This window comes from Stenotrophomonas sp. 1337, assembly GCF_031455455.1.
Classification (GTDB): domain Bacteria; phylum Pseudomonadota; class Gammaproteobacteria; order Xanthomonadales; family Xanthomonadaceae; genus Stenotrophomonas; species Stenotrophomonas indicatrix.
The window spans coordinates 70,243-94,299 of the sequence record NZ_JAVDSR010000006.1 but is presented as its reverse complement, the minus strand read 5'-3'; the positions used below and the strand labels follow the sequence as shown (position 1 = coordinate 94,299).

The 24,057-nt window shown below is 67.0% G+C and carries 18 protein-coding genes and 3 tRNA genes; 9 read left to right on the top strand and 12 right to left on the bottom strand.

Annotated elements, in window-relative coordinates; translation table 11 throughout:
- Positions 1–101: 101 nt before the first annotated feature.
- Both J2X70_RS10570 and rnr read right to left on the bottom strand, forming a co-directional pair.
- Positions 102–587: a GFA family protein gene (locus J2X70_RS10570; protein WP_117309921.1), complete on the bottom strand. Its 486-nt coding sequence runs from the start codon at positions 585–587 to the stop codon at positions 102–104.
- A gap of 85 nt (positions 588–672) precedes the next feature.
- Entirely contained in the window at positions 673–3,132 is a 2,460-nt protein-coding gene (gene rnr, locus J2X70_RS10565; RefSeq protein WP_279208500.1) for a ribonuclease R, read from the bottom strand.
- 128 nt (positions 3,133–3,260) lie between these two features.
- Here rnr and J2X70_RS10560 point away from each other — a divergent pair.
- Positions 3,261–3,345 (top strand) — tRNA-Leu (locus J2X70_RS10560).
- 159 nt (positions 3,346–3,504) lie between these two features.
- Positions 3,505–3,591, top strand: a tRNA-Leu gene (locus J2X70_RS10555).
- A 60-nt stretch (positions 3,592–3,651) separates the two neighbouring features.
- On the opposite strand, the gene J2X70_RS10550 is transcribed toward J2X70_RS10555, so the two are convergent.
- Complete coding sequence (locus tag J2X70_RS10550; protein ID WP_279208501.1) at positions 3,652–4,398, bottom strand: sulfite exporter TauE/SafE family protein; 747 nt, start codon at positions 4,396–4,398, stop codon at positions 3,652–3,654.
- A gap of 96 nt (positions 4,399–4,494) precedes the next feature.
- Here J2X70_RS10550 and J2X70_RS10545 point away from each other — a divergent pair, with 96 nt between their 5' ends.
- The 3 genes from J2X70_RS10545 to J2X70_RS10535 all read left to right on the top strand — a co-directional run bounded on the left by J2X70_RS10545 (position 4,495) and on the right by J2X70_RS10535 (position 6,487).
- Entirely contained in the window at positions 4,495–5,406 is a 912-nt protein-coding gene (locus J2X70_RS10545; protein WP_279208502.1) for a LysR substrate-binding domain-containing protein, read from the top strand.
- Positions 5,407–5,456: 50 nt separating this feature from the next.
- Positions 5,457–5,543: transfer RNA gene (locus J2X70_RS10540), tRNA-Leu, on the top strand.
- A 158-nt stretch (positions 5,544–5,701) separates the two neighbouring features.
- A complete protein-coding gene (locus J2X70_RS10535; protein WP_218789024.1) occupies positions 5,702–6,487 on the top strand; it encodes a hypothetical protein in 786 nt (261 codons plus the stop codon).
- Positions 6,488–6,586: 99 nt separating this feature from the next.
- On the opposite strand, the gene emrB is transcribed toward J2X70_RS10535, so the two are convergent.
- The 4 genes from emrB to emrR are packed head-to-tail and all read right to left on the bottom strand — an operon-like array spanning position 6,587 to position 11,305.
- Positions 6,587–8,173: a multidrug efflux MFS transporter permease subunit EmrB gene (emrB, locus tag J2X70_RS10530; RefSeq protein ID WP_025877622.1), complete on the bottom strand. Its 1,587-nt coding sequence runs from the start codon at positions 8,171–8,173 to the stop codon at positions 6,587–6,589.
- A gap of 8 nt (positions 8,174–8,181) precedes the next feature.
- Positions 8,182–9,360: a multidrug efflux MFS transporter periplasmic adaptor subunit EmrA gene (emrA, locus tag J2X70_RS10525; RefSeq protein WP_025877623.1), complete on the bottom strand. Its 1,179-nt coding sequence runs from the start codon at positions 9,358–9,360 to the stop codon at positions 8,182–8,184.
- Positions 9,361–9,371: 11 nt separating this feature from the next.
- Positions 9,372–10,865, bottom strand: coding sequence for a multidrug efflux transporter outer membrane subunit EmrC (gene emrC, locus J2X70_RS10520; protein WP_032975811.1), 1,494 nt, complete (start codon positions 10,863–10,865; stop codon positions 9,372–9,374).
- Positions 10,862–11,305, bottom strand: coding sequence for a multidrug efflux system transcriptional regulator EmrR (gene emrR, locus J2X70_RS10515; protein WP_025877626.1), 444 nt, complete (start codon positions 11,303–11,305; stop codon positions 10,862–10,864). Before emrR ends, emrC begins: the two co-directional genes overlap by 4 nt.
- A gap of 145 nt (positions 11,306–11,450) precedes the next feature.
- On the opposite strand from emrR, the gene J2X70_RS10510 reads away from it, so the two are divergent.
- Together J2X70_RS10510 and parC are read left to right on the top strand one after the other, a co-directional pair.
- Positions 11,451–12,359 carry a helix-turn-helix transcriptional regulator gene (locus tag J2X70_RS10510; RefSeq protein WP_032975809.1) on the top strand — a complete coding sequence of 303 codons (909 nt, stop codon included), beginning with the start codon at positions 11,451–11,453 and terminating at the stop codon, positions 12,357–12,359.
- Between the two features lie 59 nt (positions 12,360–12,418).
- On the top strand, positions 12,419–14,662 hold the full coding sequence (gene parC, locus J2X70_RS10505; protein ID WP_032975808.1) for a DNA topoisomerase IV subunit A: 2,244 nt from the start codon (positions 12,419–12,421) through the stop codon (positions 14,660–14,662).
- Between the two features lie 253 nt (positions 14,663–14,915).
- Here the strand turns inward: parC and bfr are convergent, their stop codons facing one another.
- Complete coding sequence (gene bfr / locus J2X70_RS10500) at positions 14,916–15,404, bottom strand: bacterioferritin (RefSeq protein WP_025877631.1); 489 nt, start codon at positions 15,402–15,404, stop codon at positions 14,916–14,918.
- A gap of 125 nt (positions 15,405–15,529) precedes the next feature.
- Between bfr and J2X70_RS10495 the strand changes: the two genes are divergently transcribed.
- Positions 15,530–17,860, top strand: coding sequence for a penicillin acylase family protein (locus J2X70_RS10495; RefSeq protein ID WP_309910269.1), 2,331 nt, complete (start codon positions 15,530–15,532; stop codon positions 17,858–17,860).
- An 80-nt stretch (positions 17,861–17,940) separates the two neighbouring features.
- Here the strand turns inward: J2X70_RS10495 and J2X70_RS10490 are convergent, their stop codons facing one another.
- Together J2X70_RS10490 and asnB are read right to left on the bottom strand one after the other, a co-directional pair.
- On the bottom strand, positions 17,941–19,332 hold the full coding sequence (locus J2X70_RS10490; protein ID WP_309910267.1) for a cation:proton antiporter: 1,392 nt from the start codon (positions 19,330–19,332) through the stop codon (positions 17,941–17,943).
- Positions 19,333–19,440: 108 nt separating this feature from the next.
- Positions 19,441–21,132, bottom strand: coding sequence for an asparagine synthase B (gene asnB, locus J2X70_RS10485; protein WP_088100417.1), 1,692 nt, complete (start codon positions 21,130–21,132; stop codon positions 19,441–19,443).
- A 341-nt stretch (positions 21,133–21,473) separates the two neighbouring features.
- On the opposite strand from asnB, the gene J2X70_RS10480 reads away from it, so the two are divergent.
- Positions 21,474–22,352: a sel1 repeat family protein gene (locus tag J2X70_RS10480; protein WP_309910375.1), complete on the top strand. Its 879-nt coding sequence runs from the start codon at positions 21,474–21,476 to the stop codon at positions 22,350–22,352.
- A gap of 210 nt (positions 22,353–22,562) precedes the next feature.
- Here the strand turns inward: J2X70_RS10480 and dapE are convergent, their stop codons facing one another.
- The gene (gene dapE / locus J2X70_RS10475; protein WP_218789020.1) at positions 22,563–23,690 is read right to left on the bottom strand and encodes a succinyl-diaminopimelate desuccinylase; all 1,128 of its coding nucleotides are present in this window, start codon (positions 23,688–23,690) and stop codon (positions 22,563–22,565) included.
- Positions 23,687–24,052 carry an arsenate reductase gene (locus J2X70_RS10470; protein WP_025877641.1) on the bottom strand — a complete coding sequence of 122 codons (366 nt, stop codon included), beginning with the start codon at positions 24,050–24,052 and terminating at the stop codon, positions 23,687–23,689. The genes dapE and J2X70_RS10470 overlap by 4 nt, the downstream gene beginning before the upstream one ends.
- Positions 24,053–24,057: the final 5 nt, after the last annotated feature.

The window sequence follows — 24,057 nt, the reverse complement described above, 5'->3', positions numbered from 1 at the left end:
TGGTAGAGCATCGGCGGACGCGGCGCTGCGGCGGCTGGCCGGTAGCGCCGGGCCATGCCCCGCGACCGTTGTCCGTCGCCCCCGCCGGGCAAGGCCCGGCGCTACCCGCGCGAGCGCGGCGGCCAGTGCGGGGTGTCGTGGTCGGGATGCTGGTGGGAAACGACCGTGGCCAGGAATTCCAGCGCGGCCATGTCCTGTTCCGTACGGCGTGCCGGCAGCCGGCCCAGCCCATCGACGAAGGGCAGCTTGCGCTCGACGCCGTACTGAAGGGTCGGCGGCAGTCGTTCAGGCTGGTCGAACGCACCGGCGGCCACCGCCACGCCATCGGGGGCTTCATAGGTCAACGGCGTGCCGCAGTCGGCGCAGAAGCCGCGCCGCACTACGTTGGACGACTGGAAATAGCGCGGTTGGCCACGGGTCCAGCTGAACTGCACACCGCGCACCGACACCAGCGGCGCGTAGTAGGCGCCGAAGGCCTTCTGGCACATCCGGCAGTGGCAGATCGAGCTGTCGGTCAGCTCGCCCCGCGCCTGGAAGCGGATCGCGCCGCACTGGCAGCCGCCGCTGTATTCGGGTTGGCCCTGCATTGCTGCTTTCCTCCGAAACGTCGTGCCAACCAACGGTTGGCACCTACCGGGCGAGGTGGGTGCCGACCGTTGGTCGGCACACCTTTCAGTACTTCTTCTTCGTGCGCTTGGCCGGCTTGCCGCGCTCGGGCAGCGGGGCCGGGCCTGCTTCCTCTTCCTCGCCCTTGTGCTCGACCAGGCGGAAGTCGATCTTGCGTTCTTCCATGCTGGCCTTCAGCACCAGGATGCGCACCTGGTCACCCAGCCGGTAACTGCTGCCGCGGCGCTCGCCGGTCAGCGTCTTGCGGGTCGCGTCGAACTTGTAATAGTCCTGCGGCAACTGGGTCACGTGCACCAGGCCCTGCACTTTCGAGTCGGCCAACTCCACGAACAGGCCAAAGCTGGTCACGCCGCTGATCACGCCGTCGAACTGGCCACCGACGTGTTTTTCCATCCACGCCGCGCGGTAACGCTCATCGACTTCACGCTCGGCCTCATCGGCGCGACGCTCACGCTCGGAACACTGCAGTGCCAGTGCTGCCATCTCGCGGGCGGTGTAGGTGAACTTGTCCAGCGGCTTGCCCGACAGCGCATGCTTGATCGCCCGGTGCACCAGCAGATCCGGGTAACGACGGATCGGCGAGGTGAAGTGCGCGTACGCCTCCAGCGCCAGGCCGAAATGGCCGTTGTTGTCCGGGCTGTACACGGCCAGGCTCTGGCTGCGCAGCAGCACCGATTCCAGCAGCGTGGCATCGGGACGGTCGCGGATCTTCTTCAGCAGCTTGGTGTAATCACCCGGGCGCACCTTCGACCACGGCGGCAGGCTCAGCTTGAACTCCTTGAGGAATTCCAGCAGATCGGCGTACTTGGTCTCCGGCGGCTTCTCATGCACGCGGTAAGGAGCCGGCACATGGCGCGACAGCAGGTACTTGGCCGCCTCCACGTTGGCAGCGATCATGCATTCCTCGATCAGCTTGTGCGCATCGTTGCGCACCAGCATGCCGGCCTGGGTGACTTCACCGCGGTTGTCGAGCACGAAGCGGACTTCGCTGCTTTCAAACTCGATCGCGCCACGCTTGCTGCGCGCCTTCGACAGCACCTTGTACAGCTGGTGCAGGCGCTGCACCTGCGGCAGCAGGTCGCCGATGAAGGCCTTCGCACCGGCATCGTCCTCGCCCACCGCCTGCCACACCTGGGTGTAGGTCAGGCGCGCATGCGAATTCATCACCGCTTCGTAGAAGCGCGAGCCGGTCACCTGGCCCTCGCGGTCGATCTGCATGTCGCAGACGAAGCACATGCGGTCGACCTTCGGCATCAGCGAGCAGATGCCGTTGGACAGCGTTTCGGGCAGCATCGGCACCACAAAGCCCGGGAAGTACACCGAGGTGGCGCGCTTCTGTGCTTCATCGTCCAGCGGCGTGCCCGGACGGACATAGTTGGAGACATCGGCAATGGCCACCACCAGGCGGAAGCCATCGGCGTTCGGTTCGCAGTACACCGCGTCGTCGAAGTCCTTGGCGTCCTCGCCATCGATGGTCACCAGCGGCGTGCTGCGCAGGTCGACGCGGCCGCCGATCATCGCCGGCTCGACCACCAGCGGTACCGAGGCGGCTTCGTCCAGCACCTCCTGCGGGAACTCGAACGGCAGCTCGTGGCCGTGGATCGCGGTTTCCACCACCAGCGAGGCAGTCAGCTTGTCGCCGAGCACGGCGATGATGCGACCGATCGGCGGACGGCGGCTGTCCGGTGCCTGGGTCAGTTCGCAGACGACCAGCTGGCCATCGTTCGCGCCGCCGGTCTGGTCCGGCGGTACCTGCACGTTGCGCTGGATGCGCTTGTCATCGGGCACCACGTAGTTGATGCCCATCTCGACGCTGAAGCGGCCGATCAGGCGCGTCATGCCGCGCTCGAGCACGCGGGCGATGCTGCCTTCGCGACGGCCGCGGTGGTCAATGCCGGTGACACGTGCCAGCACCTTGTCGCCGTGCATCACCTTGCGCATTTCATAGGGCGGCAGGAACAGATCGTCACCGCCCTCGACCGGGCGCAGGAAGCCGAACCCTTCTGGATTGGCGATCACCACGCCGGTGACCAGGTTCAACGTCTGGATGGGCGCGAAGCCGCCGCGGCGGTTCTGCACCAGCTGGCCGTCGCGGACCATGGCGCCAAGCCGGCGCGACAGCGCTTCGGCACGGTCCGGTGCGGTCAGGCCCAGGCGTGCGCCGAGTTCCTCAGCCGTCTGCGGCCCTTCGCAGCGTTCCAGCAGGGCCAGGATGGCCTCGCGGCTGGCAATGGGTTGTTCGTACTTTTCCGCTTCTCGGGAGGCGTAGGGATCATCGATCACCTTGCCCGCCGGTGGCAGCTTGCGACCCGTTGCCGGGCCCGGCGGCTCGGCGTTGCGGCGGCCACGCCCCGGAGGCGGTGCACCGCCTTCGGCCAGTGCGGGGAGCCAGCCCGGCAACGGCTTGCCCGGCTTGTTGTTGCGGGCAGTGCCCTGCTTGGTGCCCTTGTTGGGGGCTTCACTGCGGGACTTGCTCCCGCCCTTGCTTGGTTTTTTGGTAGTCATCGCCCTCCATGGTAGCCGCTGTGGGCGTGCAGAACGGGTCAGCGCCCGTCTTTGAACAATCGGGTGAAAAACGTTCACAAAATCGTTGACAGCCTGCGTGTTCATCTTCACAATTGCGCCTCTGGAACGCCCAGATGGCGGAATTGGTAGACGCACTAGTTTCAGGTACTAGCGGGTAAAACCGTGGAGGTTCGAGTCCTCTTCTGGGCACCAACGAAAAAACTCCTCGCTTCGGCGGGGATTTTTTTTGCCTGTAATCCGGCTGCCGCACCCATCCACGCATGGCGTGGATCTACTGAGCGCGTTGGACGCAGGAATTTCAGAAGGGTGTTGACACCTCCGTCACGGCACCCCATAATTCTCCTCCTCGACGCCCAGGTGGCGGAATTGGTAGACGCACTAGCTTCAGGTGCTAGCGGGGGCAACTTCGTGGAGGTTCGAGTCCTCTCCTGGGCACCATGTCGAGAATGAAAAACACCCGCGAAAGCGGGTTTTTTCTTGTCTGGCGTCCGGTCGGCATCACCACCACGAACGCAGCATCAGCTCCAGGCCCAGCAGCAGCAGGAAGCCGAGGAAGCAGGCACGGAACACGCGCGCACTGATGCGCTGGCGGATCACCTGCCCCAGCCACATGCCCAGCAGCGCCGGCAGCACTGCCAGCGCGCTCAACCCCAGCTGCTGCACGCCAAACGCCCCGTTGAGCACCAGCCCGGTGGTCAGCGAGATCGTCGATACGGTGAACGCCAGGCCCAGTGCCTGCACCAGCTCCTCGCGCTGCAAGCCCAGCGACTGCAGGTACGGCACCGCTGGCATGACGAACACGCCGGTGGCGCCGGTGACCACGCCGGACACCGCCCCGACCAGCGGCCCCAGCCAGCGCTCGCGCCGCTGCGGTACGCGGAACACCGGCGCCACCAGTGCGTACAGCGCATACACCACCAGCGCCACGCCCAACGCGGCGCGCGAGGCATCACGATCCACCCGTACCAGCAGCGCGGCCGAGCCCAGCGTCACCACCACCACGGCCAGCATCATCGGCCACAGCCGCCGCAGGGTGCGGCCCAGTGATGGCCCGGACAGCAACTGCCAGGCATTGGTGACGAAGGTGGGAATGAACAGCATCGAGGCCGCCGCCACCGGCGACAACGCGCCGCCCAGCAATCCCATCGCCACCGTCGGCAGGCCCATGCCGGTCACGCCCTTGACCACCCCGGCCAGCACGAACACCACCACCAGCAACCCATAGAAGCATGTCGTCTCGTTCATGCCGCCATTGGAGCCGGCGCCGCAGGCGCGCACAATGCGGTCTTCCCGCCTGCGCCTTCGGATCAGCCGAAGGCAGGGCCGAGCGGAGCAAACGACATGCGCTTGGACATTGCCGATCTGCGCCTGTTTCTGGCGGTGGCCGAAGCCGGCAGCATCACCGCCGGCGCTGCAGAGGCGAATCTGGCACTGGGATCGGCCAGCGAACGCCTGCGCGCCATCGAAACCGACGCTGGCACCGCGCTGCTGACCCGTCACCCGCGCGGCATCAGCCTCACCGAAGCGGGTGCCGCTCTGGCCCATCACGCGCGATTGATCCTGCAGCAGCAGGCGCAGCTGCGCGGCGAACTGCAGGCGTTCGCCCACGGCGCGCGCGGCACGCTGCACCTGTACGCCAACACCGCCGCATTGACCAACTACCTGCCCGCGCGGCTGGCCCCATGGCTGGCAGAGCGCCCTCGCCTGCGCGTGGAACTGCACGAACGCACCAGCAATGAAGTCGTGCGCGCGATCCGTGCCGGCCAGGCAGAGGCCGGCATCATCAGTGATGCCGTTCCCGCCGATGGACTGCACCGACATGTCGTTGCCGAAGACCCGCTGATGATGCTGCTGCCGGCCGGCCACCGCTTCGCCGCGCGGCGCTCGCTCGACTTCAGCGATGTGCTGGGCGAGACCTTCGTTGCCCTGGCCGACGGCAATGCGCTGCAGACCTATATCGAAGAGCTGGCGGCAGAGGCCGGACGCACGCTCGACGTGCGCATCCGCATGAAGACCTTTGAAGGCCTGTGCACGATGGTGGGCCATGGCATCGGCGCGGGCATCGCGCCGCGCACGATCGCGCGGCAACATCGGCGGGCCACCGGCATCGTCGCCGTTGCACTCGGCAACGCATGGGCACAACGCCGGCTGTGCGCCGCGTTCGCCGACTGGAAATCGCTCTCGCCACCGATGCGCAGCCTGCTGCTGCATCTGGATGTGGACGCGGAAGCCGGTGCAGAAAAAAATGTGTGAAATGGTGTTGACACATATCCAGCCTTCCTGCAAAATTCTCCTCCTGAGTCGCCCAGGTGGCGGAATTGGTAGACGCACTAGCTTCAGGTGCTAGCGGGGGCAACTTCGTGGAGGTTCGAGTCCTCTCCTGGGCACCATGACTCAGACAATGATCAAACCCGCGCAAGCGGGTTTTTTCATTTCTAAGCCCGCGTCGACCTGGATTGACAGCGCGCCCATCCTGAGCGCCTTCAGCAGATTCAAGTACGCCCATCCGGTACCGATATGGAAGGCAGGACTGTGAACATCTGCGCTTATGGACAAGGCAAAAAAAGACCCGATCACACTGGATGTTGCCTCGCTCTTCAACGAGATGAAGGAGTTTGACGACGCTTATGTGAAAGCGCGCAAGGCACACTCCGCCCCGGTCCTCAGCGATACGGTACTGGTCGCCCTCGGTATCGCGCTCGCCGTCCTGCTGACCGTCATCGCAATGGCCGCCATCATCAAGCAATTCGCGTATGAAGGCGACCAAGCCTTCTGGAATCCCATGGGCCTGGGATTCATGATTTTCCTCGTGGTCCTCGCGCTGTTCTGGGCAGTCTGGTTCGCACTGGATGCCGTTCACTCGGCATTGACGATGTATCGCACACGACTGACAGGTATCGATCAAGCACTCCGCCGCGACGATTGGGTCGCTGCCGCACTTCAGGAGCGGATGTGCAGTGCGCGGAAGCAAACAGCAGACGGCAAGGCTTCCACGCCCATGGAGCCCGCCGAAGCATGCGCACGTTTGCAGCTATTGATCCGCCACCTGCAGTCGGAATGCCGCGTCCGCTTGGCACGTGCCAACACTGGAGGTCTACTGGGCGCAATGGCGGGCTTGATCATCACCGGGTCGGATACGGCGCAAAAGCTCATGCAGATCAAAGTGCCGATCGAGGTCCCCTCCTACACTGTGGCACTGGCCATCGGATTCATGCTGGGCGCGATCCTGCAAACCTACTTCGCTGCCAGACTCTCACGACTGGCGGAACTGCTGGAACGGGTCGTACTGGGCCTTCAGTCGCAATCATCGGCCAGCGCGAGCCAAAACCGATAGCCCGTAGCCTGCATTTCAGGTGTGACGGCCGCCACGATATCCCTCAAACAGAAACCCCGCCTTCCGGCGGGGTTTCTGCGTTTCACTAACAGCGATCGATCAGTGCCCGCCACCGGCGGCGGCACCCGCGCCCGCACCGAAGGGCGGCTTGGCCAGCCACAGGAACGAGATGATCGCCAGGAAGATCCAGCCCAGCAGGAAGAAGATGTCGTTGAAGCCCATCTGCGATGCCTGGTGGTTGATCATGTTGTTCAGCACCGCCGCGCCATGTTGCAGGTCGCCCTGCCCCATCGCCGCCACCTGGTCCTGCATGCCCGGCTGATAGGCCGAAATGTGCTCGGTCAGGTCCGCGTGATGCACCTGCGTGCGACGTGCCCACAGCCAGGTGGTCAGCGACGCCGCGAAGCTGCCGCCCAGCGTACGCAGGAAGGTGGCCAGGCCCGAGCCGGCCGCGATCTCACGACCATCCAGGTCCGACAGCAGGATCTGCAGCACCGGCATGAAGAACAGTGCCACGCCGATGCCCATGATCAGCTGCACGCCGGCCACATGATGGAAGTCCACCTGCAGGTTGAAACCCGAGCGCAGGAAGCTGGTCATCGACAGCACCACGAACGCGATGGTGGCCAGCATGCGCATGTCGAAACGCGATGCGTACTTGCCCACGAACGGGGTCATGATCACCGGCAGTACACCGATCGGGGCTGTTGCCAGACCGGCCCAGATCGCGGTGTAGCCCATGTCGCGCTGCAGCCACTGCGGAATCAGCAGGGCCACGCTGAAGAACGCCGCGTAGGCCACCACCATCGCCAGCGTACCGGCACGGAAGTTGCGGTGCCGGAACAGCTTCAGGTCGACGATCGGGTCCTTGTCGGTCAGCTCCCAGATCAGGAACACGGTCAGCGCCACCACGGCAACGCAGGCCAGCACCACGATCTTCATCGACGAGAACCAGTCTTCGTCGTTGCCCAGGTCGAGTACCAGCTGCAATGCGCCCACGCCGATCACCAGGGTGACCAGGCCGACGTAGTCCATCTTCGGCTTCTCGACGTGCTCCGGGCGCCCCTTCAACTGGTTGCCCACCACCAGCGCAGCGAAGATGCCCAGCGGCACGTTGATCAGGAAGATCCATTCCCAGCTGTAGTTGTCGGTGATCCAGCCACCGAGGATCGGCCCGCAGATCGGCGCCACCACGGTGATCATCGCCAGCAGCGCCAGCGCCTGCCCGCGTTTCTCCCGTGGATAGATCGAGACCAGCAGCGACTGGGTGATCGGGTACATCGGGCCGGCGACGAAGCCCTGCAGCGCACGCGACAGCACCAGCATGCCCATGCTCTGGGCCAGGCCGCACAGCAGCGAGGTGATCACGAAGGCCAGCGTGGCCCACACGAACAGCTTGCGCTCGCCGAAGCGACGGCTGAGCCAGCCGGTCAGCGGCAGCGCGATCGCGGTGCTGACCGCGAACGAGGTGATGACCCACGTCGCCTGCTGCGAACTGGCGCCAAGATTACCGGCGATGGTCGGCAGCGAGACGTTGGCGATGGTGGTGTCGAGCACCTGCATGAACGAGGCCATCGCCAAGCCCACGGTGCACAGGGCCACACTGGGTGGCAGGAATCCAGCGGCCGCACCCGGCGCCGCCGGTGCGCCCGGAGAGCCGGGCGCAGCTGGAGCTTGTGCGGACATGGCCGACCTCAGCTCGCCTTGGACTGCTGCGGCAGGTTGCCCTGGATGATCGTGTGGATCACCTCATCGGCATCGTGCAGCTGCTTGGCGTACACGTCGGTGTCGAACACCGTGCCCTTGGCGGCTGCGCTCGGCAGCACTTCGCCCTTCTGGTCGCGCAGGCTCACCTCGGCCTTCATCGACAGGCCGATGCGCAGCGGGTGTTCGGCCAGCTGCTTGGCATCGATGGCGATGCGCACCGGCACGCGCTGCACGATCTTGATCCAGTTGCCGCTGGCGTTCTGCGCCGGCAGCAGCGAGAACGCCGAGCCGGTGCCCAGGCCCAGGCTGTCGATGCGGCCCTTGTACTTGACGTCGCCGGCATACAGGTCCGACTTCAGCTCCACTTCCTGGCCCAGGCGCATGTGCCGCAGCTGGGTTTCCTTGAAGTTGGCTTCGACCCACATCTGCTCGGTCGGCACCACCGCCATCAGCGCATTGCCCGGCTGCACGCGCTGGCCAACCTGCACCGAACGACGGGCGACATAGCCGGTGACCGGCGCGACGATGCCCGAACGTGCATTGTTGAGGAAGGCCTGGCGCAGCTGCGCCGCGGCAGCCTGCACATCCGGCTGGGTGGCGATCACGGTGTCATCAACCAGTGCGCGGTTGCGCTCGACGGTCTCGCGCGAACCGGCCACGGCCGCTTCGGCAGCTGCCAGCTCGTCGCGGGCGTGGGCCAGTTCTTCGTTGGAGATGGCGCCGGTGGCGGCCAGGCCCTTGCGGCGTGCGAAGTCGTCACGCACGCGCTTCAGGGTCACCTGGCGTGCGTTCAAGTCCGCCTGCGCACCTTCGACGCTGCGGTACAGGCCGCGGGTCTGGCGCACGGTCTTGGCCAGGTTGGCTTCGGCCTGCTGCAGGGCCACCGAGGTATCGGCCGGGTCCAGCTGCACCAGCAGTTGGCCGCGCTCCACGCGCATGCCGTCATCGGCGTTGATGGCGACCACGGTACCGGCCACCAGCGGGGTGATCTGCACCTGGTTGCCCTGCACGTAGGCGTCGTCGGTCTCTTCGAACCAACGGCCGAACATGAAGTACCACAGCGCCAGTGCCGCCAGCAGCAGCACGACGATCACGAACAGGCCGCGCAACAGCTTGCCGCGGCGGTTGGGGGCGGCGGGGGCCGCAGTGTCTTGGGTCTGGCTCATGGCAGGCGTCTTCAGGAATGCGAGGAATCGGAATGGGAAGCAAGCGGTGCGGCATCAGCGTCACTGGGCTGGAAACCACCGCCGAGCGCCTTGCTCAGGCGCACCGAGGTCTGCAGCTGCTGCGACTGCAGGCCGGCCAGCTGCTGCTGCGACTGCAGCAGGGTGGACTGCGCGGTCAACACGTCCAGGTAGCTGCCGATGCCAGCGCGATAGCGCTGCTGGGCCAGGTCGAACGCAGCGCGTGCGGTATCCACCGCCTGCTGCTGCGACTGCGCCTGCTGCGCCAGTGAGCGCACCGCGTTGACCTGGTCGGCCACGTCGCGCAGTGCATCGAGCACCGCCTGGTTGTAGTTCGCCACGGCCAGGTCGTACTGCGCATCGGTGTTGGCCAGGTTGGCCCGCAGCTTGCCGCCTTCGAAGATCGGCAGGCTCAGCGCCGGGCCGATGTAGGCGAAGCTGGAACTGCTCTGCAGCAGGTCGCCGACATTCGGTGCGACCACGCCGGCCAGCGCGGTCAGGTTGAGGCTCGGGTAGAACCGGGTCTTGGCGACCTTGATCTGCTTGTCGGCCGCTTCCACCCGCCAGCGCGCGGCGACGATGTCGGGGCGACGGCCGAGCAGTTCACTGGGCACCACGCCCGGCAGCTGCAGGGCCAGCGGGTTCATCGCCCGCGGGCGTTCGATCGACAGGCCGCGGTCCGGGCCCTTGCCGACCAGCGCGGCCAGCGCCGTGCGCCCGGCATCGATGCGCTGCTGCGCCGCCAGCAACTGCTGCTGTGCGGCCGGCACGCGGGCTTCGGCCTGGCGCACCTGCAGGTCGCTGTCGATGCCGGCACTACGACGCTGCCGGGTCAGCTGCAGCGACTTCTGCGAGCGCGCCAGTTCTTCTTCGGCCACGTCGTTGAGCTGCCAGGCGTAGGCCAGGTCGGTATAGGCCTGGGCGATGCCGGTGGACAGGTTCAGGCGCGCGGCCTGGGCTTCGACGGTGGCGGCGTGGGCGCCATCCACGGCAGCCTCCCAGGCGGCGCGCTTGCCGCCCCACAGGTCGATGCCGTAGCTGAAGTCGAACGCGATCTGGCTGCTGCCGGCGTAGTGGCCGCCGATTTCATCGCCAGCCATCGATTCGGGCAGGCGCAGGCCGGTGTAGCCACCGGACACGGAGAGGCTGGGCAGGCGATCGGCGCGCGCGGTGCCGACCTGCGACTGTGCCTGGCGCAGGCGCGCGTCGGCGGCGTCCAGGCTCGGATGGCCGGCCAGGCCTTCGGCGATCAGCGCATCCAGCTGCGCATCGCCCAGTGCCTTCCACCAGTCCTGAGCAGGAAAACCGGCTGCGCTCAGGTCGCTGTCGGCCAGGGTACGTTCGCTGTGCAGGCTGTCCACGTCGAGCACGTGGCCCTGCGGGTCAAGGCCACGGCTGCTTGCGCAGGCGGCCAAGGCCAGGGCCAGCGCTGAAACCAGCAGCGCGCGCCCGGAGCGGCGGAGAGTGGGATGCGGGATCGGGTTCATGGGGTTGTCAGGGAATCGCGGATTCGGGTCAGGAGGGACAGCAGCTGCGTGCGTTCGTCGGCGGACAGATCGCGCAGGGCGTAATCCATCACCGCGTCGCCGCGCAGCTTCAACCGCGCCCACAGCGCGCGGCCTTCATCGGTCAATACGATCTGCAGTGCACGCCGGTCCTGCGCATGCGGCTCGCGGCGCACGCAACCGAGCGCTTCCAGCTTGTCCAGCAGGCGGGTGACCGCGCTGGGCACCTGGTCGATGGCCTGGGCCAGCTCGTTGGCCGTGCACGGCGCCATGTTCGAGAGCACCTTCAGCCCGATGTAGTGGGTGAAGCCGATGCCGAGGTCTTCTTCGGCCATGGACGCGTCGAGCTGGCGGACCAGGCCGTCGCGCACCTGGCGCAGCAGCAGGCCGAAGCTGGGGGGAGTGGTTGCAGGACAGATCATGGGGGAGCATTCTCTTCCAAAAAAAATATTTCTCAATGGAAATATTCGATCTGGCATCAAATGCTGTGTTGCAGCAGTGGGCTGGATCAGGTGAAGGCGCCACCTTAATGGCGCCCCCAACTGGCCCGGTAGTACAATCCAGCCAATGAATGTCACATTCAAGCCACCCCCGGCCCACGTAAAGGCGGGCGAACCCGGCCCTGCCACCCTGCTGCGCGAAGAAGCACTGGATTGGTTCGAGCGCAATGACGGCCCGCCGGTCATCGCCTTCCGCTTCGACAGCCCGCAGGGGCTGGCCCGCGAAGTGGACTGGCATCACCACGTCCGCGCGCAGCTGATCTGCGTCGAACGCGGCCTGCTGACCACCCGCACCTCCCATGGCACCTGGTCGCTGGCGCCAGGTTCGGCGGGCTGGATGCCGCCGGCCGAGCCGCATACGGTCCACATCGATGGCCCCCTGCGCGGCTGGGGCATGGTGCTGGCCGCACCGCTGTGCGCCGAACTGCCCGCCGACCCATGCGTGCTGGGCATCTCGCGGTTGGCGCAGGCAGTGGCCGAACGCATCTGTGACTGGCCGCAGGACTACGAAAGCACCAGCGAACGGCAGCACATCATCAACGTTCTGCTGGACGAGATACGCGCCGCGCCGCGCCAGCGCATGCACCTGCCGATGCCGCGCGACCGGCGCCTGCTGAAGATCGCCTCGCAGCTGCTGGCCGACCCGGCCGACGAGCGCGGCCTGGCGCAGTGGGCGCATTGGGCCGGCCTGTCGCCGCGCAGCCTGACCCGCCATTTCCGCGACGAGACCACCCTGAGCTTTGCGCAATGGCGCCAGCAGGCGCGGCTGGCCGAGGCGCTGCGGCAGCTCAGCGAGGGCCGCAGCGTGGCCGACATCGCCCACGCACTGGGCTTCAGCAGCGCCAGCGCCTTCGTCACCGTGTTCCGGCGACACTTCGGGCTACCGCCCGGACGCTACCTGGCACGGGCCGGCCACGGCCTGGAACCGGGCCTTGACCCTGCACGCGGCTTGGCATCCCCCGCCGCATCCGGATAATCACTGGATTGAGAGCGGCGACCGCCGTCACCGCCTCCCGACATAGGTAACAACGCCGCATGACCGATCTTGCCCGCCCCGTGTTCCACGGTTTCGAACAACTGCCGCTGCGCGAGTACGCCGAACGCGCCTACCTCGACTACTCGATGTACGTGGTCCTGGATCGCGCCCTGCCGTTCATTGGCGACGGCCTGAAGCCCGTGCAGCGCCGCATCATCTATTCGATGAGCGAGCTGGGCCTGAATGCCGCGTCCAAGCCGAAGAAGTCCGCGCGCACCGTCGGTGACGTCATCGGTAAGTACCACCCGCATGGCGACAGCGCGTGCTACGAAGCGCTGGTGCTGATGGCACAGCCGTTCTCGTACCGTTATCCGCTGATCGAAGGCCAGGGCAACTTCGGTTCCAGCGACGACCCGAAGTCGTTCGCGGCGATGCGTTACACCGAATCCAAGCTGACCCCGATCGCCGAAGTACTGCTGGGCGAACTGGGCCAGGGCACCACCGACTGGGCACCGAACTTCGACGGCACCCTGCAGGAACCGACCTGGATGCCGGCACGCCTGCCGCATCTGCTGCTGAACGGCACCACCGGCATCGCCGTGGGCATGGCCACCGATGTGCCGCCGCACAACCTCAACGAGATCGTCAGCGCGCTGCTGCACCTGCTGGACGATCCGGATGCCAGCGTGCGCGACCTGTGCGAGCACGTGAAGGGTCCGGATTATCCGTCCAACGCCGAGATCATCACCCCGGCCAACGACCTGCGGAACATGTACGAGACCGGCAACGGCAGCGTGCGTGCGCGTGCCACCTACATCAAGGAAGCGCACAACGTGGTGGTCACCGCGTTGCCGTTCCAGGTGTCGCCGTCGAAGGTGATCGAGCAGATCGCTGCACAGATGCGCGCCAAGAAGCTGCCGTGGCTGGAAGACATCCGCGATGAGTCCGACCACGCCAACCCGGTGCGCGTGGTGCTGGTGCCGCGCTCGAACCGCGTCGACGCCGAGCAGTTGATGGGGCACCTGTTCGCCACCACCGACATGGAGCGCAGCTACCGCGTCAACCTCAACGTGATCGGGCTGGACGGCCGTCCGCAGGTGAAGAACCTGAAGACGCTGCTCAGCGAATGGCTGGCATTCCGCAGCAGCACCGTCACCCGCCGCCTGCAGCACCGCCTGCAGAAGGTCGAGCGTCGCCTGCACCTGTTGGAAGGCCTGCTGGTGGCGTTCCTCAACCTGGACGAGGTGATCCACATCATCCGTACCGAGGACGAACCGAAGGCGGCGCTGATCGCACGCTTCGGCCTGTCCGAAGACCAGGCCGAGTACATCCTGGAAACCAAGCTGAAGCAGCTGGCCCGCCTGGAAGAAATGAAGATCCGCGGCGAGCAGGACGAACTGGCCAAGGAGCGCGACAAGATCCTCAGCATCCTCGACAGCAAGGCCAAGCTGAAGAAGCTGATCCGCGACGAGCTGCAGGCCGATGCGAAGAAGTTCGGCGACGAGCGCCGCTCGCCGCTGGTGCAGCGCCAGGCCGCCCAGGCCATCGACGAGACCGAGCTGGTGCCGAGCGAGCCGATGACGGTGGTGATGTCCGAGAAGGGCTGGATCCGCGCCGCCAAGGGCCACGACATCGATGCCTCGACCCTGTCCTACCGCGATGGCGATGCGCTGCAGGGTGCAGTACGTGCGCGCAGCACCCAGCAGGTCGCGTTCCTGGACAGCGAAGGCCGCGCCTACTCCACGCCGGTGCATACCCTGCCCTCGGCACGCGGCAACGGTGAGCCGCTGACCGGCCGCTTCTCGCCAGCCGCAGGCACCAGCTTCGTGACCCTGGCCAGCGCCGAACCGGATACCCGCTTCGTGCTGGCCTCGACCCACGGCTATGGTTTCGTCACCCGCTTCGAGAACCTGATCGGTCGCAACAAGGCCGGCAAGGCGATGCTGAACCTGTCGGCGGGCTCGTCGGTACTGACCCCATCGGTGGTGGCCAACGTCGCTACCGACCGCATCGTCGCGGTGACCAGTTCGGGCAACCTGCTGGCGATCGCCGCCAACGACCTGCCGGAACTGGACAAGGGCAAGGGCAACAAGATCATCGAGATCCCCAAGGCCAAGCTCGCCACCGAACGCGTGGTCGCCATCGTGGCAATCAGCCCCGGCCAGACCCTGCAGGTCCGCAGCGGCCAGCGCACCATGGGGCTGAAGTTCAACGAGCTCGACGCCTATCTGGGCGCCCGCGCCACCCGTGGCCATCTGCTGCCGCGTGGCTGGCAGAAGGTGGAAGGGTTGTCGGTCGAATGATGGTAGGTGTCAACCTTGATTGACACGCCTTGCCCGGCAACCGGGAACCCGCCGGGCATGGCCCGGCGCTACCGGGATCGGAGCATCAGACACAAAAAAGCCGGGGCATTCCCCGGCTTCTTTGTTTGTCGGCTGGCGGGCGGTGGAGCAGCTGGCGGGCGATGGCTGGCTGGCGGTGCTCCGGTGCTGGCGGGCGACGTTGCTTTGCGCTCCTGGTAGAGCCGGGCATGACCCGGCGCTACGACAATCGGGGTCAGTGCGCCGGGGCGCCGCTGCCGTCGATCTTGCTCAGCTGGTACAGCTCCAGGCCGATGCGCTTGATCAGGCCCAGCTGCTGCTCCAGCCACCAGGCGTGGTCTTCCTCGGTGTCCTTCAACTGCGCCAGCAGCATGTCGCGGCTCACGTAATCGCCCTTCTCCTCGCACAGCTTCATGCCGGCGGCGAGGTTGTTGCGCACCGCGTATTCGGTGTCCAGGTCCTTGCGCAGCATCTCCTCCACGGTCTTGCCGGGCTCGGTGGCATGCGGGCGCATGTCCGGGTCGCCGCCCAGGAACAGGATCCGGCGCAGCAGCGCGTCGGCATGCTGGGTCTCTTCCTCCATCTCGTGGTTCAGGCGTTCGTACAGCGCGAACAGGCCCTGGTCCTCGTAGCGGCGGGAGTGGATGAAGTACTGGTCGCGGGCGGCGAGTTCGCCGCGCAGCAGTTCCTTCAGGCAGGCGATGACGTCCGGGTTGCCTTTCATGGGGGGAGCTCCTGTGAATCGATGGCGCCCATGGTGCCCCATCTGGAAATACGGTGATCTAATCGGAATCAGTCGCAGTTGCGCCTGCGGCTACAATCGGCCGACCTGCTCGGAAAGGACCTGCAATGCGTCGTACGTGGCGGTGGATTCTGGGTGTGCTGGTGGCAATCGTGCTGCTCGCGGTGCTGGTCCTGTGGTTGCTGCTGCGCGGCAGCCTGGCCGAACTGGACGGCGAGCGCCCGTTGCCCGGGCTGGCCACCAAGGTCACCGTGGAGCGCGATGCGCTGGGGGTGGTCACCATCACCGCCGGCAACAAGACTGATGCCCTGCGGGCGCTCGGCCGTGTTCACGCGCAGGAACGTTATTTCGAAATGGACCTGATGCGGCGCAGTGCCGCAGGTGAACTGTCCGCCCTGTTCGGGGCGAAGGCGATCGAAGCCGACAAGCGCATGCGCGTACACCGCCTGCGCGCGCGCACCGAGGCCCATCTGCAGGACGCACTGGGCAGCGACCCTGCGGCCGTGCGCGCCTATGTGGACGGGGTCAACCAGGGCCTGGGCAGCCTGGCGGTACGGCCATGGGCCTACCTGCTGCTGCGGCAGGCGCCCCAACCGTGGCAGGCCAGCGACAGCGTGCTGGCAGGCCTGGCCATGTACGCCGACCTGCAGGACCCCAGCAACCAGTCCGAACTGGCCCTGGAGCGCATCCGCGCGGTGGTGCCGCCAGCACTGCATGCGCTGCTGGCAAACGACGGCAGCGAGTGGGATGCGCCGCTGGCCGGCACTGCCCGTGGCAACGCCCCCCTGCCTGATGCCAGCCAGCTGGACCTGCGCACGCTGAAGGCCGCGACCGGCGCGGCTGCCGAGGATGCCGACGCGGTCGGCAGCAACAATTTCGCCGTGGCCGGCGCGCTGACCGCCGATGGCCGTGCGATCGTCGCCGACGACATGCACCTGGGCCTGCGCGCTCCCAGCCTGTGGTTCCGTGTGCGCCTGCGCTACCCCGATCCACAGGCCGCGGGTGGCCAGGTCGACGTCAGCGGATTCTCGCTGCCGGGCGTGCCGGCGGTGATCGTCGGCAGCAACGGCCACGTGGCCTGGGGCTTCACCAACAGCTACATCGACACTGCCGACTTCCGCACCGAGCCAGCGGACGCTGCAGTGACCGTGCACGAGGAACGGATCGTCGTGGCCGGCGGTGCCGACGTGCGTTTCCCGGTACGCGAAACCGCGTGGGGACCGATCCTGCACACCCACGCCGATGGCAGCGGCGACGCCCTGCGCTGGGTCGCGCAGTTGCCGGGCGCGGTGCGCATGGACTTCGCCGACATGGCACGGGCCGCCGATCTGGACCAGGCCCTGCAGATTGCCGACCATGCCGGCATTCCCGCGCAGAATCTGGTGATCGGCGACCGCAGCGGGCGTATCGCGTGGCGCCTGATCGGCGCGCGGCCTGACCGTGGCCCGGGCTGTACACCGCTGGGCTTCAATGACAATCACCGCAACCCGGGCTGCGCGCCGTGGCCGATCCGCAGCGACGCCGCGCCGAGCCTGGTCGACCCCGCCTCGCATCGGCTGTGGACGGCCAACAGCCGCGTGGTGGACGAGGCGACCTTGGCCACGGTCGGCAATGGCGGCTACGACCTCGGCGCACGCGGACGGCAGATCCGCGACCTGCTGGCCACGCAGGAGCGTTTCGACGAGCACGACCTGCTGGCGATCCAGCTCGACGACCGCGCGGTGTTCCTGCAGCGCTGGTGGGTGCTGCTGCACCAGGTGGTCGAGCACAGCGACGATCCGGCACTGAAGCGGTTGGGCACGGTCAGCAGCCATTGGGAGGGTCGCGCCGCGATCGATTCGGTCAGCTACCGGGTGGTGCGCGAGTTCCGCACACAGGTACTCGACACGTTGACCGATGCGCTGCTGGCACCGGCCCGGGCACCGCTGGGCGAGGATTTCCTGGCACCGCGCCTGGCGCAGCTGGAAGGCGTGGCCTGGCCGATGCTGCAGCAACGCCCGGCCAACCTGCTGCCACCCGCCTACACGAGCTGGGATGCACTGCTGGCCGATGCGGCGCGCCGTACCGAAGCGGAGCTGTCCGCGCAGAGGCCGCTGGCGCACCGCAGCTGGGGCGAGCGCAATACCGCAGCGATCTGCCATCCGGTCGCGCGCGCCCTGCCCGCCTTCGCCAGCCGCTGGTTGTGCATGCCGGCCGATCCCCTGCCCGGCGACCGTGACATGCCGCGTGTACAGACGCCGGCGTTCGGCGCCTCGCAGCGCATGGTGGTCTCGCCCGGCCACGAGGCCGATGGCATCGTGCACATGCCGGGTGGGCAGAGCGGCCATCCGCTGTCGCCGTACTGGGGCGCTGGACATGAGGACTGGGTGCACGGCCGCCCCACCCCGTTCCTGCCCGGCAAGGCGCAGCACACGTTGACGCTGCTACCGGCGCGATAGCGCTGGCCGGCCACGGCATGATGCCCGGGGTCAGATCCCTTTTCCTGTGGAAAAGGGATCTGACCCCATTAACGACCCCATTAACGGAGGTGGCGGCGCTCGATCAGGTTCAACAGCGGCCCGGTCATCGCGGTCGTCACCAGTGCCATGATCACCAGCACCGCAAACAGGCGGTCGCCCAGCAGGCCCAGCTCGTAGCCCAGGTTGAGCACGATCAGCTCCATCAACCCGCGGGTATTCATCAGCGCACCCAGTCGCCACGCTTCGCGCGAGGCCATGCCGGTACTGCGCGCCGCACTCCAGGTGCCCAACAGCTTGCCCACCGTGGCCACGGCGATCACCACCACGCACAACGCGATGTCACTGGTCTGCAACGCGTCGGCGCGCATGCGCAGGCCGGTCATGGCGAAGAACAGCGGCAGCAGCAGCGTCACCGCGAACGGTTCGACCCTGGCCACCAGCAGTTGCCGCAGCTGCGCGTTGGACGACACCGCCACGCCTGCAGCGAAGGCGCCGAACAGCGCATGGATGCCGAGCACTTCGGTGACCAGCGCACTGGCCAGCGACAGCAGCAGGATGCCCAGCAGCCAGCGCCCTTCGCGACCCGGCGCGATGGTCTGGCGGGCGAACCACGGCTTCACCAGTCCCAGCATCAGCGCGATGAACGCCACCACGCACAGCAGGTTGAGGCTGGCCGGCAACCAGCCGGTGGCCTGCGCTGCCGCCACGATCAGCGCCAGCAGGCACCATGCGGTCGCATCGCCCAGCGCCGCGCAGGCGATGGCAGTCTGCCCCAGCGGGGTGTGGGTGATGCCGCGATCAGCGAGGATGCGCAGCAGCACCGGGAAAGCGGTGATGCTCATCGAAATACCGACGAACAGCGCGAACGCGGTGAAACCCACGCCCTGCGGGCCATGCTGCGGGTACAGCCAGATGGCCAGGACCACACCAAGCACGAACGGCACCGCGATGCCTGCGTGGCTGACGGTGAAGGCGAATCTACGGCGCCCACGCAGCGCGCCCAGATCAAGCTCGGCACCGGCCACCAGCAGGAACATCAGCACACCCAGTTGGCTGAGCATGCCCAGCGGCCCGAGCGAAGCGGCCGGGAACAGTGCACCGTGCACCTGCGGCAGCAGGCTGCCCAGCAACAGCGGCCCCATCATCAGGCCAGCGGCCATTTCGCCGATCACGGCCGGCTGGCCGAAGCGCTTCAACAGCGCACCGGCGCCCTTGGCGACCAGCAGCAACACCAGCAGCTGCAGCAGGAACAGGCCGAGCGGCGAGGCCAGGTGATGTGCCCAGTCACTGCCGACCACGGCTTCGGCCTTGCTGGCCACCGTCGGCAGCCCGGGGCCCGCATAGCGCGCCAGCAGCAGGCCGACCAGCAGCGGCACGCCGGCCCACACCAGGTAGCGCCAAGCCCACTTCGTCGGCCTCACGGGGCCTCCGGTCTGTACGTCCATGAACATTCCCCAATGTGCAGGGGGCTGATGATACGTCCCTCGCCGCCCATGCGCTGCAGGGCTCGCCGGGCATGGCCCGGCGCTCCCCGTGTGGCTGCCGCTCGGCGCGGCCGATCAGGCCAACGCCTGCTCGTGCACGCCGGCGATGGCGCGGCCCGACGGGTCGGCGGCGGCGGCAAAGCTGGCATCCCAGGCGATCGCTGCCGGCGAGGAACAGGCGATCGACTTGCCGCCCGGCACGGTTTCAGCCGCCGCATGGCTGGGGAAGAACTGCTCGAACAGGTGACGGTAGTAGTACGCCTCCTTGGTCTGCGGCGGGTTGTGCGGGAAGCGCTTGTCAGCCGCAGCCAACACGCGGTCGCTGACCTGTGCTTCGGCGTGCGCCTTCAGGCCATCGATCCAGCCGTAGCCGACGCCATCGCTGAACTGCTCTTTCTGCCGCCACAGGATGCTGTCCGGCAGGTAGCCCTGGAAGGCTTCGCGCAATACCGCCTTCTCGATGCGGCGACCACCAAAACCGGCGCCGACCATCTTGTGCGCGGCATCGAATCGCATCGCCACGTCGAGGAACTCGCGGTCCAGGAACGGCACGCGCGGCTCCACGCCCCAGGCCATCATCGACTTGTTGGCGCGCAGGCAATCGTAGTTGTGCAGGGCATCGAGCTTGCGCACCAGTTCCTGATGGAATTCGCGCGCGTCCGGCGCCTTGTGGAAGTACAGATAGCCGCCGAAGATCTCGTCGCTGCCTTCGCCGGACAGCACCATCTTCACCCCCATCGCCTTGATCCGGCGCGCCAGCAGGAACATCGGCGTGGAGGCGCGGATGGTGGTGACGTCGTAGGTTTCAATATGGCGGATCACCTCCGGCAGCACATCCAGGCCTTCTTCGAAGGTGTATTCGAAGCCGTGGTGGACCGTGCCCAGTGCTTCGGCGGCCACCGCAGCAGCGGCCAGATCCGGCGAGCCCTTCAGGCCGATGGCGAACGAATGCAGGCGCGGCCACCACGCTTCGCTCTGCCCGCCATCTTCGATGCGACGACGCGCATAACGTGCTGCAACGGCGGCAACCAGCGACGAATCCAGCCCGCCCGACAGCAGCACGCCGTACGGCACGTCACTCATCAACTGGCGTTCGACCGCATGTTCGAAAGCCTGGCGCAGCTCGGCGAGATCGGCCGGGCGGCCCTGCACGTCGTCGTACTCGCGCCACGGCTGCTGGTAGTAGCGCACCAGCTCACCGCTGGCGCTGTCGTAGTAGTGGCCGGGCGGGAACTGGGCAACGTCGGCACAGGTATCGACCAACGCCTTCATTTCAGAGGCGACGCGCAACCGCCCCTGCGCATCATGGCCCCAGTACAGCGGCACCACGCCGACCGGGTCGCGCGCGATGAGTACACGGCCCGCACTGCGATCCCACAAAGCGAAAGCGAAGATGCCGTTGAGCTGCTCCAGCCACTGCGCCGGCGACCCGCCCTGGCGGTACAGCGCGTTGATCACCTCACAGTCCGAGCCGGTCTGGAAGGCATAGGCCTGGGCAAGTCCGGCCTTGAGCTGCTGGTGGTTGTAGATCTCGCCGTTGACCGCCAGCGCCAGCTGCCCGTCTTCGGACAGCAGCGGCTGCGAGCCGCCTGCCGGATCGACGATGGCCAGGCGCTCGTGCACCAGCAGCGCGCCCTCGTCCAGGTACACACCGCTCCAGTCCGGGCCACGATGACGCTGGCGCTGCGACAGCTCCAGCGCATGGCGGCGCAGGGAAGGAAGATCGTCACCGGCCTGCAGGCCGAAAATACCGAAGATCGAACACATGGGTGGAACTCCTGTTGTGGGGAAGTACACGGGGGGAAGGTGTTCGACCGGCCATCCAGGCCCGGGTGGGGCTGCGCCCGGGCACAAAAAAACCCGCATCGGCCGATGCGGGTTTTCTGGTGTCCGGGCGTATGTTGCTGTCTATCTAACCAGGGCGCAGTCCCGCATCGGCCGCGCACGATTATTCGCACGCAGATTATTGCGGTTGGTGTTGTTGACAGCGGTGGCCAGGCGGATCGACATGGCATCGACCCTACCCCGCTTTCCGGCACGGCGCAACCGTTGCGTTGGCAACCACTCCGCAGAGCGCATAATGGCCCGCCGTGAAACGTGCAATGGAAATGCAACACCGCAACGGACGCAACGCGGCTCTGGCCGCCCTGATCTGCCTGGGCCTGGCCGCCTGCCAGACCCTGCCCCCACCCTCGCTCCTTCCGCCGGCTCAGCAGCAGAGCCTGGAACAACGCGGAACCGACGGCAGCTTCAAGGGGGCCTTTGATACCGCGGAAACCTTCGAGCGCTTCAACGATCCGCGCGCCATCGCCTATTACGAGCGTGCCGCAGCGGTCACCCCCTGGACCTTCCACAACACCAAGGCGGAAGAAGCCCTGGGCCGGATCTGGATCTCCGGCACGCTGCGGTATGCCGACAGCCCCCACATCAATCCTGCGCCGGTGCTGCGCGCGTCCTGGCGGCGTGGCGAACGCGCCTATCTGGCGGCGGCCTACCACGGCAATCCCTATGCGTTCTACGAACTCGCCAAGGCCTATCGCCAGCGTGGCGACGCGCAACAGGCGCTGCGCTGGGACCTGCGCGGAATGATCTACCAGCGCTACCCGAGTTCATCGTCGCGACTGCCGGATGCGGTGGCCGCGCAGGGCGACAGCGTGCATCCGCTGGTTGCGCAGATCCAGCGTCGCGCCGAGCGCGGCGATGCCGAAGCGCAGGTGGACCTGGGCGCGCTGCTGGAGAAGGGCGTGGGACTGCCGCGCGATCCGGCGCGTGCGCTGCAGCTGTACCAGCGCGCCGGCGAGAAGGGCAATGTGTTCGGCCAGTACTTCGCCGGGCTGCTGCTGGGCCGCGGTGCGCCGGGCCTGGACAAGAACCCTGACGCTGCTGCCGCCTGGTTTGCCAAGGCGGAAGCACAGCAGTTCTACATGGCGGCGCCGAGCTACTGGCGCGAAGCGATCAAGCCGCCGTTCTTCAGTTTTTCGGAGTAACGCGCGCCGCTGCGCTCGCCGGGCATGGCCCGGCGCTACCCACGATCATCCGCACGCTCACCCCGGTAGCGCCGGGCCATGCCCGGCGACGCGGATCACACCAGCATCCGCACGCTCACCCCGGTAGCGCCGGGCCATGCCCGGCGACGCGGATCACACCAGCAACCGCACGCTCACCCGGTAGCGCCGGGCCATGCCCGGCGACGCGGATCACACCAGCAACCGCTCCACCAGTCGCTGGTACAGCCCCGGCAGTGCTTCCAGCTCGTCCACGCGCACGTTCTCATCCACCTGGTGGATGCTGGCGTTGACCGGGCCGACTTCGATGCACTGCGCGCCCAGGGGTGCGATGAAGCGCGCATCGGAGGTGCCACCACCGGTGCTCTCTTCCGGTGCGCGACCGGTGTGCTCGGCCAGCACCGCGCGCGCCGCTGCACGCAACGTACCTTCCGGGGTGTAGAACGGTTCGCCACTGCGGTGCCACTTCAGCGTGTACTGCAGGCCATGGCGGTCCAGCAGCGCGGTGATGTCCGCTTCCAGCTTCGCTGCATCCCAGTGCGGGTTGTAGCGGATGTTGAAATCCACCTCCAGCTCACCGGGAATCACGTTGTTGGCACCGGTGCCGGCATGGATGTTGGAGATCTGCAGGCTGGTCGACGGGAAGCTCTCATAGCCCTCGTCCCAGCGCCGTGCGCTCAGTTCGGCCAGCATGGGCGCGGCAAGATGAATCGGATTGCGCGCCTTGTCCGGGTAGGCCACGTGGCCCTGCACGCCCTGCACGCGCAGCTTGGCCGACAGGCTGCCGCGACGTCCCACGCGCAGCAGGTCACCCAGCGTGGCGGTGGAGGACGGCTCGCCGGTGATGCACCAGTCGATGCGCTGGCCACGCTCGGCGAACAGCCGCGCGACATGGCGCACACCATCGATCGCATCGCCTTCCTCATCGCTGGTCAGCAGCACCGCCAGCGTACCGGCGTGCTGCGGATGGGCCGCAACGAACTGTTCGGCAGCGATCACGAACGCGGCCACGCTGCCTTTCATGTCGGCGGAGCCGCGACCGTACAGCACGCCATCGCGGATCTGTGGCGCGAACGGATCGCTCTGCCACGCCTCGCGCGGGCCCGGCGGCACCACGTCGGTATGGCCCAGCAGGACCAGCACCGGCGCGCCGCTGCCGTGCGTGGCCCACAGGTTGTCGACCTCGCCCAGCCGCAGGTGCTCACAGGTGAAACCGGCCGCCTGCAGACGTTCACCAATCAGCGCCTGGCAACCGGCATCGTCCGGGGTCACCGACGGCCGTGCAATCAGATCGCAGGCCAGGTCGAGGACGGCGCTCACGCGCCGCCCACGCCGAAGCGCGCCTTGAAACCGTTGTCGCTGAAACCCTGGCTGACCTTGCCGTCGGCAGTCACCACCAGCGGCCGCTTGATCAACTGCGGGTACTCGCGCAGCAGCAGCTTCCATTCCGCCTCCGAATCGGCGGCCTTGCGGTTGTCCGGCAGCTGCCGCCAGGTGGTGGAGGACCGGTTGACCATCGCCGCCAGGCCACCCAGCTGGGCGGCCCATTCCAGCAGCGTTTCCGGGCTGGGTTTGTTGTCGCGGTAGTCGACGAAGGTGTACGGCACGCCGAAGCGGTCCAGCCACTTGGTCGCCTTCTTGCAGGTATCGCAGTTCTTCAGACCGTAGACGGTGGTGCTCATGCGTG

What these genes read in the sequence shown, in the direction of transcription:
- J2X70_RS10570 (WP_117309921.1), bottom strand. Translation starts at nt 587, where the DNA reads ATGCAGGGCCAACCCGAATACAGCGGCGGCTGCCAGTGCGGCGCGATC.
- emrA (WP_025877623.1), bottom strand. Translation starts at nt 9,360, where the DNA reads ATGAGCCAGACCCAAGACACTGCGGCCCCCGCCGCCCCCAACCGCCGC.
- emrR (WP_025877626.1), bottom strand. Translation starts at nt 11,305, where the DNA reads ATGATCTGTCCTGCAACCACTCCCCCCAGCTTCGGCCTGCTGCTGCGC.
- J2X70_RS10550 (WP_279208501.1), bottom strand. Translation starts at nt 4,398, where the DNA reads ATGAACGAGACGACATGCTTCTATGGGTTGCTGGTGGTGGTGTTCGTG.
- J2X70_RS10470 (WP_025877641.1), bottom strand. Translation starts at nt 24,052, where the DNA reads ATGAGCACCACCGTCTACGGTCTGAAGAACTGCGATACCTGCAAGAAG.
- emrC (WP_032975811.1), bottom strand. Translation starts at nt 10,865, where the DNA reads ATGAACCCGATCCCGCATCCCACTCTCCGCCGCTCCGGGCGCGCGCTG.
- J2X70_RS10535 (WP_218789024.1), top strand. Translation starts at nt 5,702, where the DNA reads ATGGACAAGGCAAAAAAAGACCCGATCACACTGGATGTTGCCTCGCTC.
- J2X70_RS10490 (WP_309910267.1), bottom strand. Translation starts at nt 19,332, where the DNA reads ATGTTCATGGACGTACAGACCGGAGGCCCCGTGAGGCCGACGAAGTGG.
- J2X70_RS10495 (WP_309910269.1), top strand. Translation starts at nt 15,530, where the DNA reads ATGCGTCGTACGTGGCGGTGGATTCTGGGTGTGCTGGTGGCAATCGTG.
- emrB (WP_025877622.1), bottom strand. Translation starts at nt 8,173, where the DNA reads ATGTCCGCACAAGCTCCAGCTGCGCCCGGCTCTCCGGGCGCACCGGCG.
- J2X70_RS10510 (WP_032975809.1), top strand. Translation starts at nt 11,451, where the DNA reads ATGAATGTCACATTCAAGCCACCCCCGGCCCACGTAAAGGCGGGCGAA.
- bfr (WP_025877631.1), bottom strand. Translation starts at nt 15,404, where the DNA reads ATGAAAGGCAACCCGGACGTCATCGCCTGCCTGAAGGAACTGCTGCGC.
- J2X70_RS10480 (WP_309910375.1), top strand. Translation starts at nt 21,474, where the DNA reads ATGCAACACCGCAACGGACGCAACGCGGCTCTGGCCGCCCTGATCTGC.
- J2X70_RS10545 (WP_279208502.1), top strand. Translation starts at nt 4,495, where the DNA reads ATGCGCTTGGACATTGCCGATCTGCGCCTGTTTCTGGCGGTGGCCGAA.
- asnB (WP_088100417.1), bottom strand. Translation starts at nt 21,132, where the DNA reads ATGTGTTCGATCTTCGGTATTTTCGGCCTGCAGGCCGGTGACGATCTT.
- rnr (WP_279208500.1), bottom strand. Translation starts at nt 3,132, where the DNA reads ATGACTACCAAAAAACCAAGCAAGGGCGGGAGCAAGTCCCGCAGTGAA.
- parC (WP_032975808.1), top strand. Translation starts at nt 12,419, where the DNA reads ATGACCGATCTTGCCCGCCCCGTGTTCCACGGTTTCGAACAACTGCCG.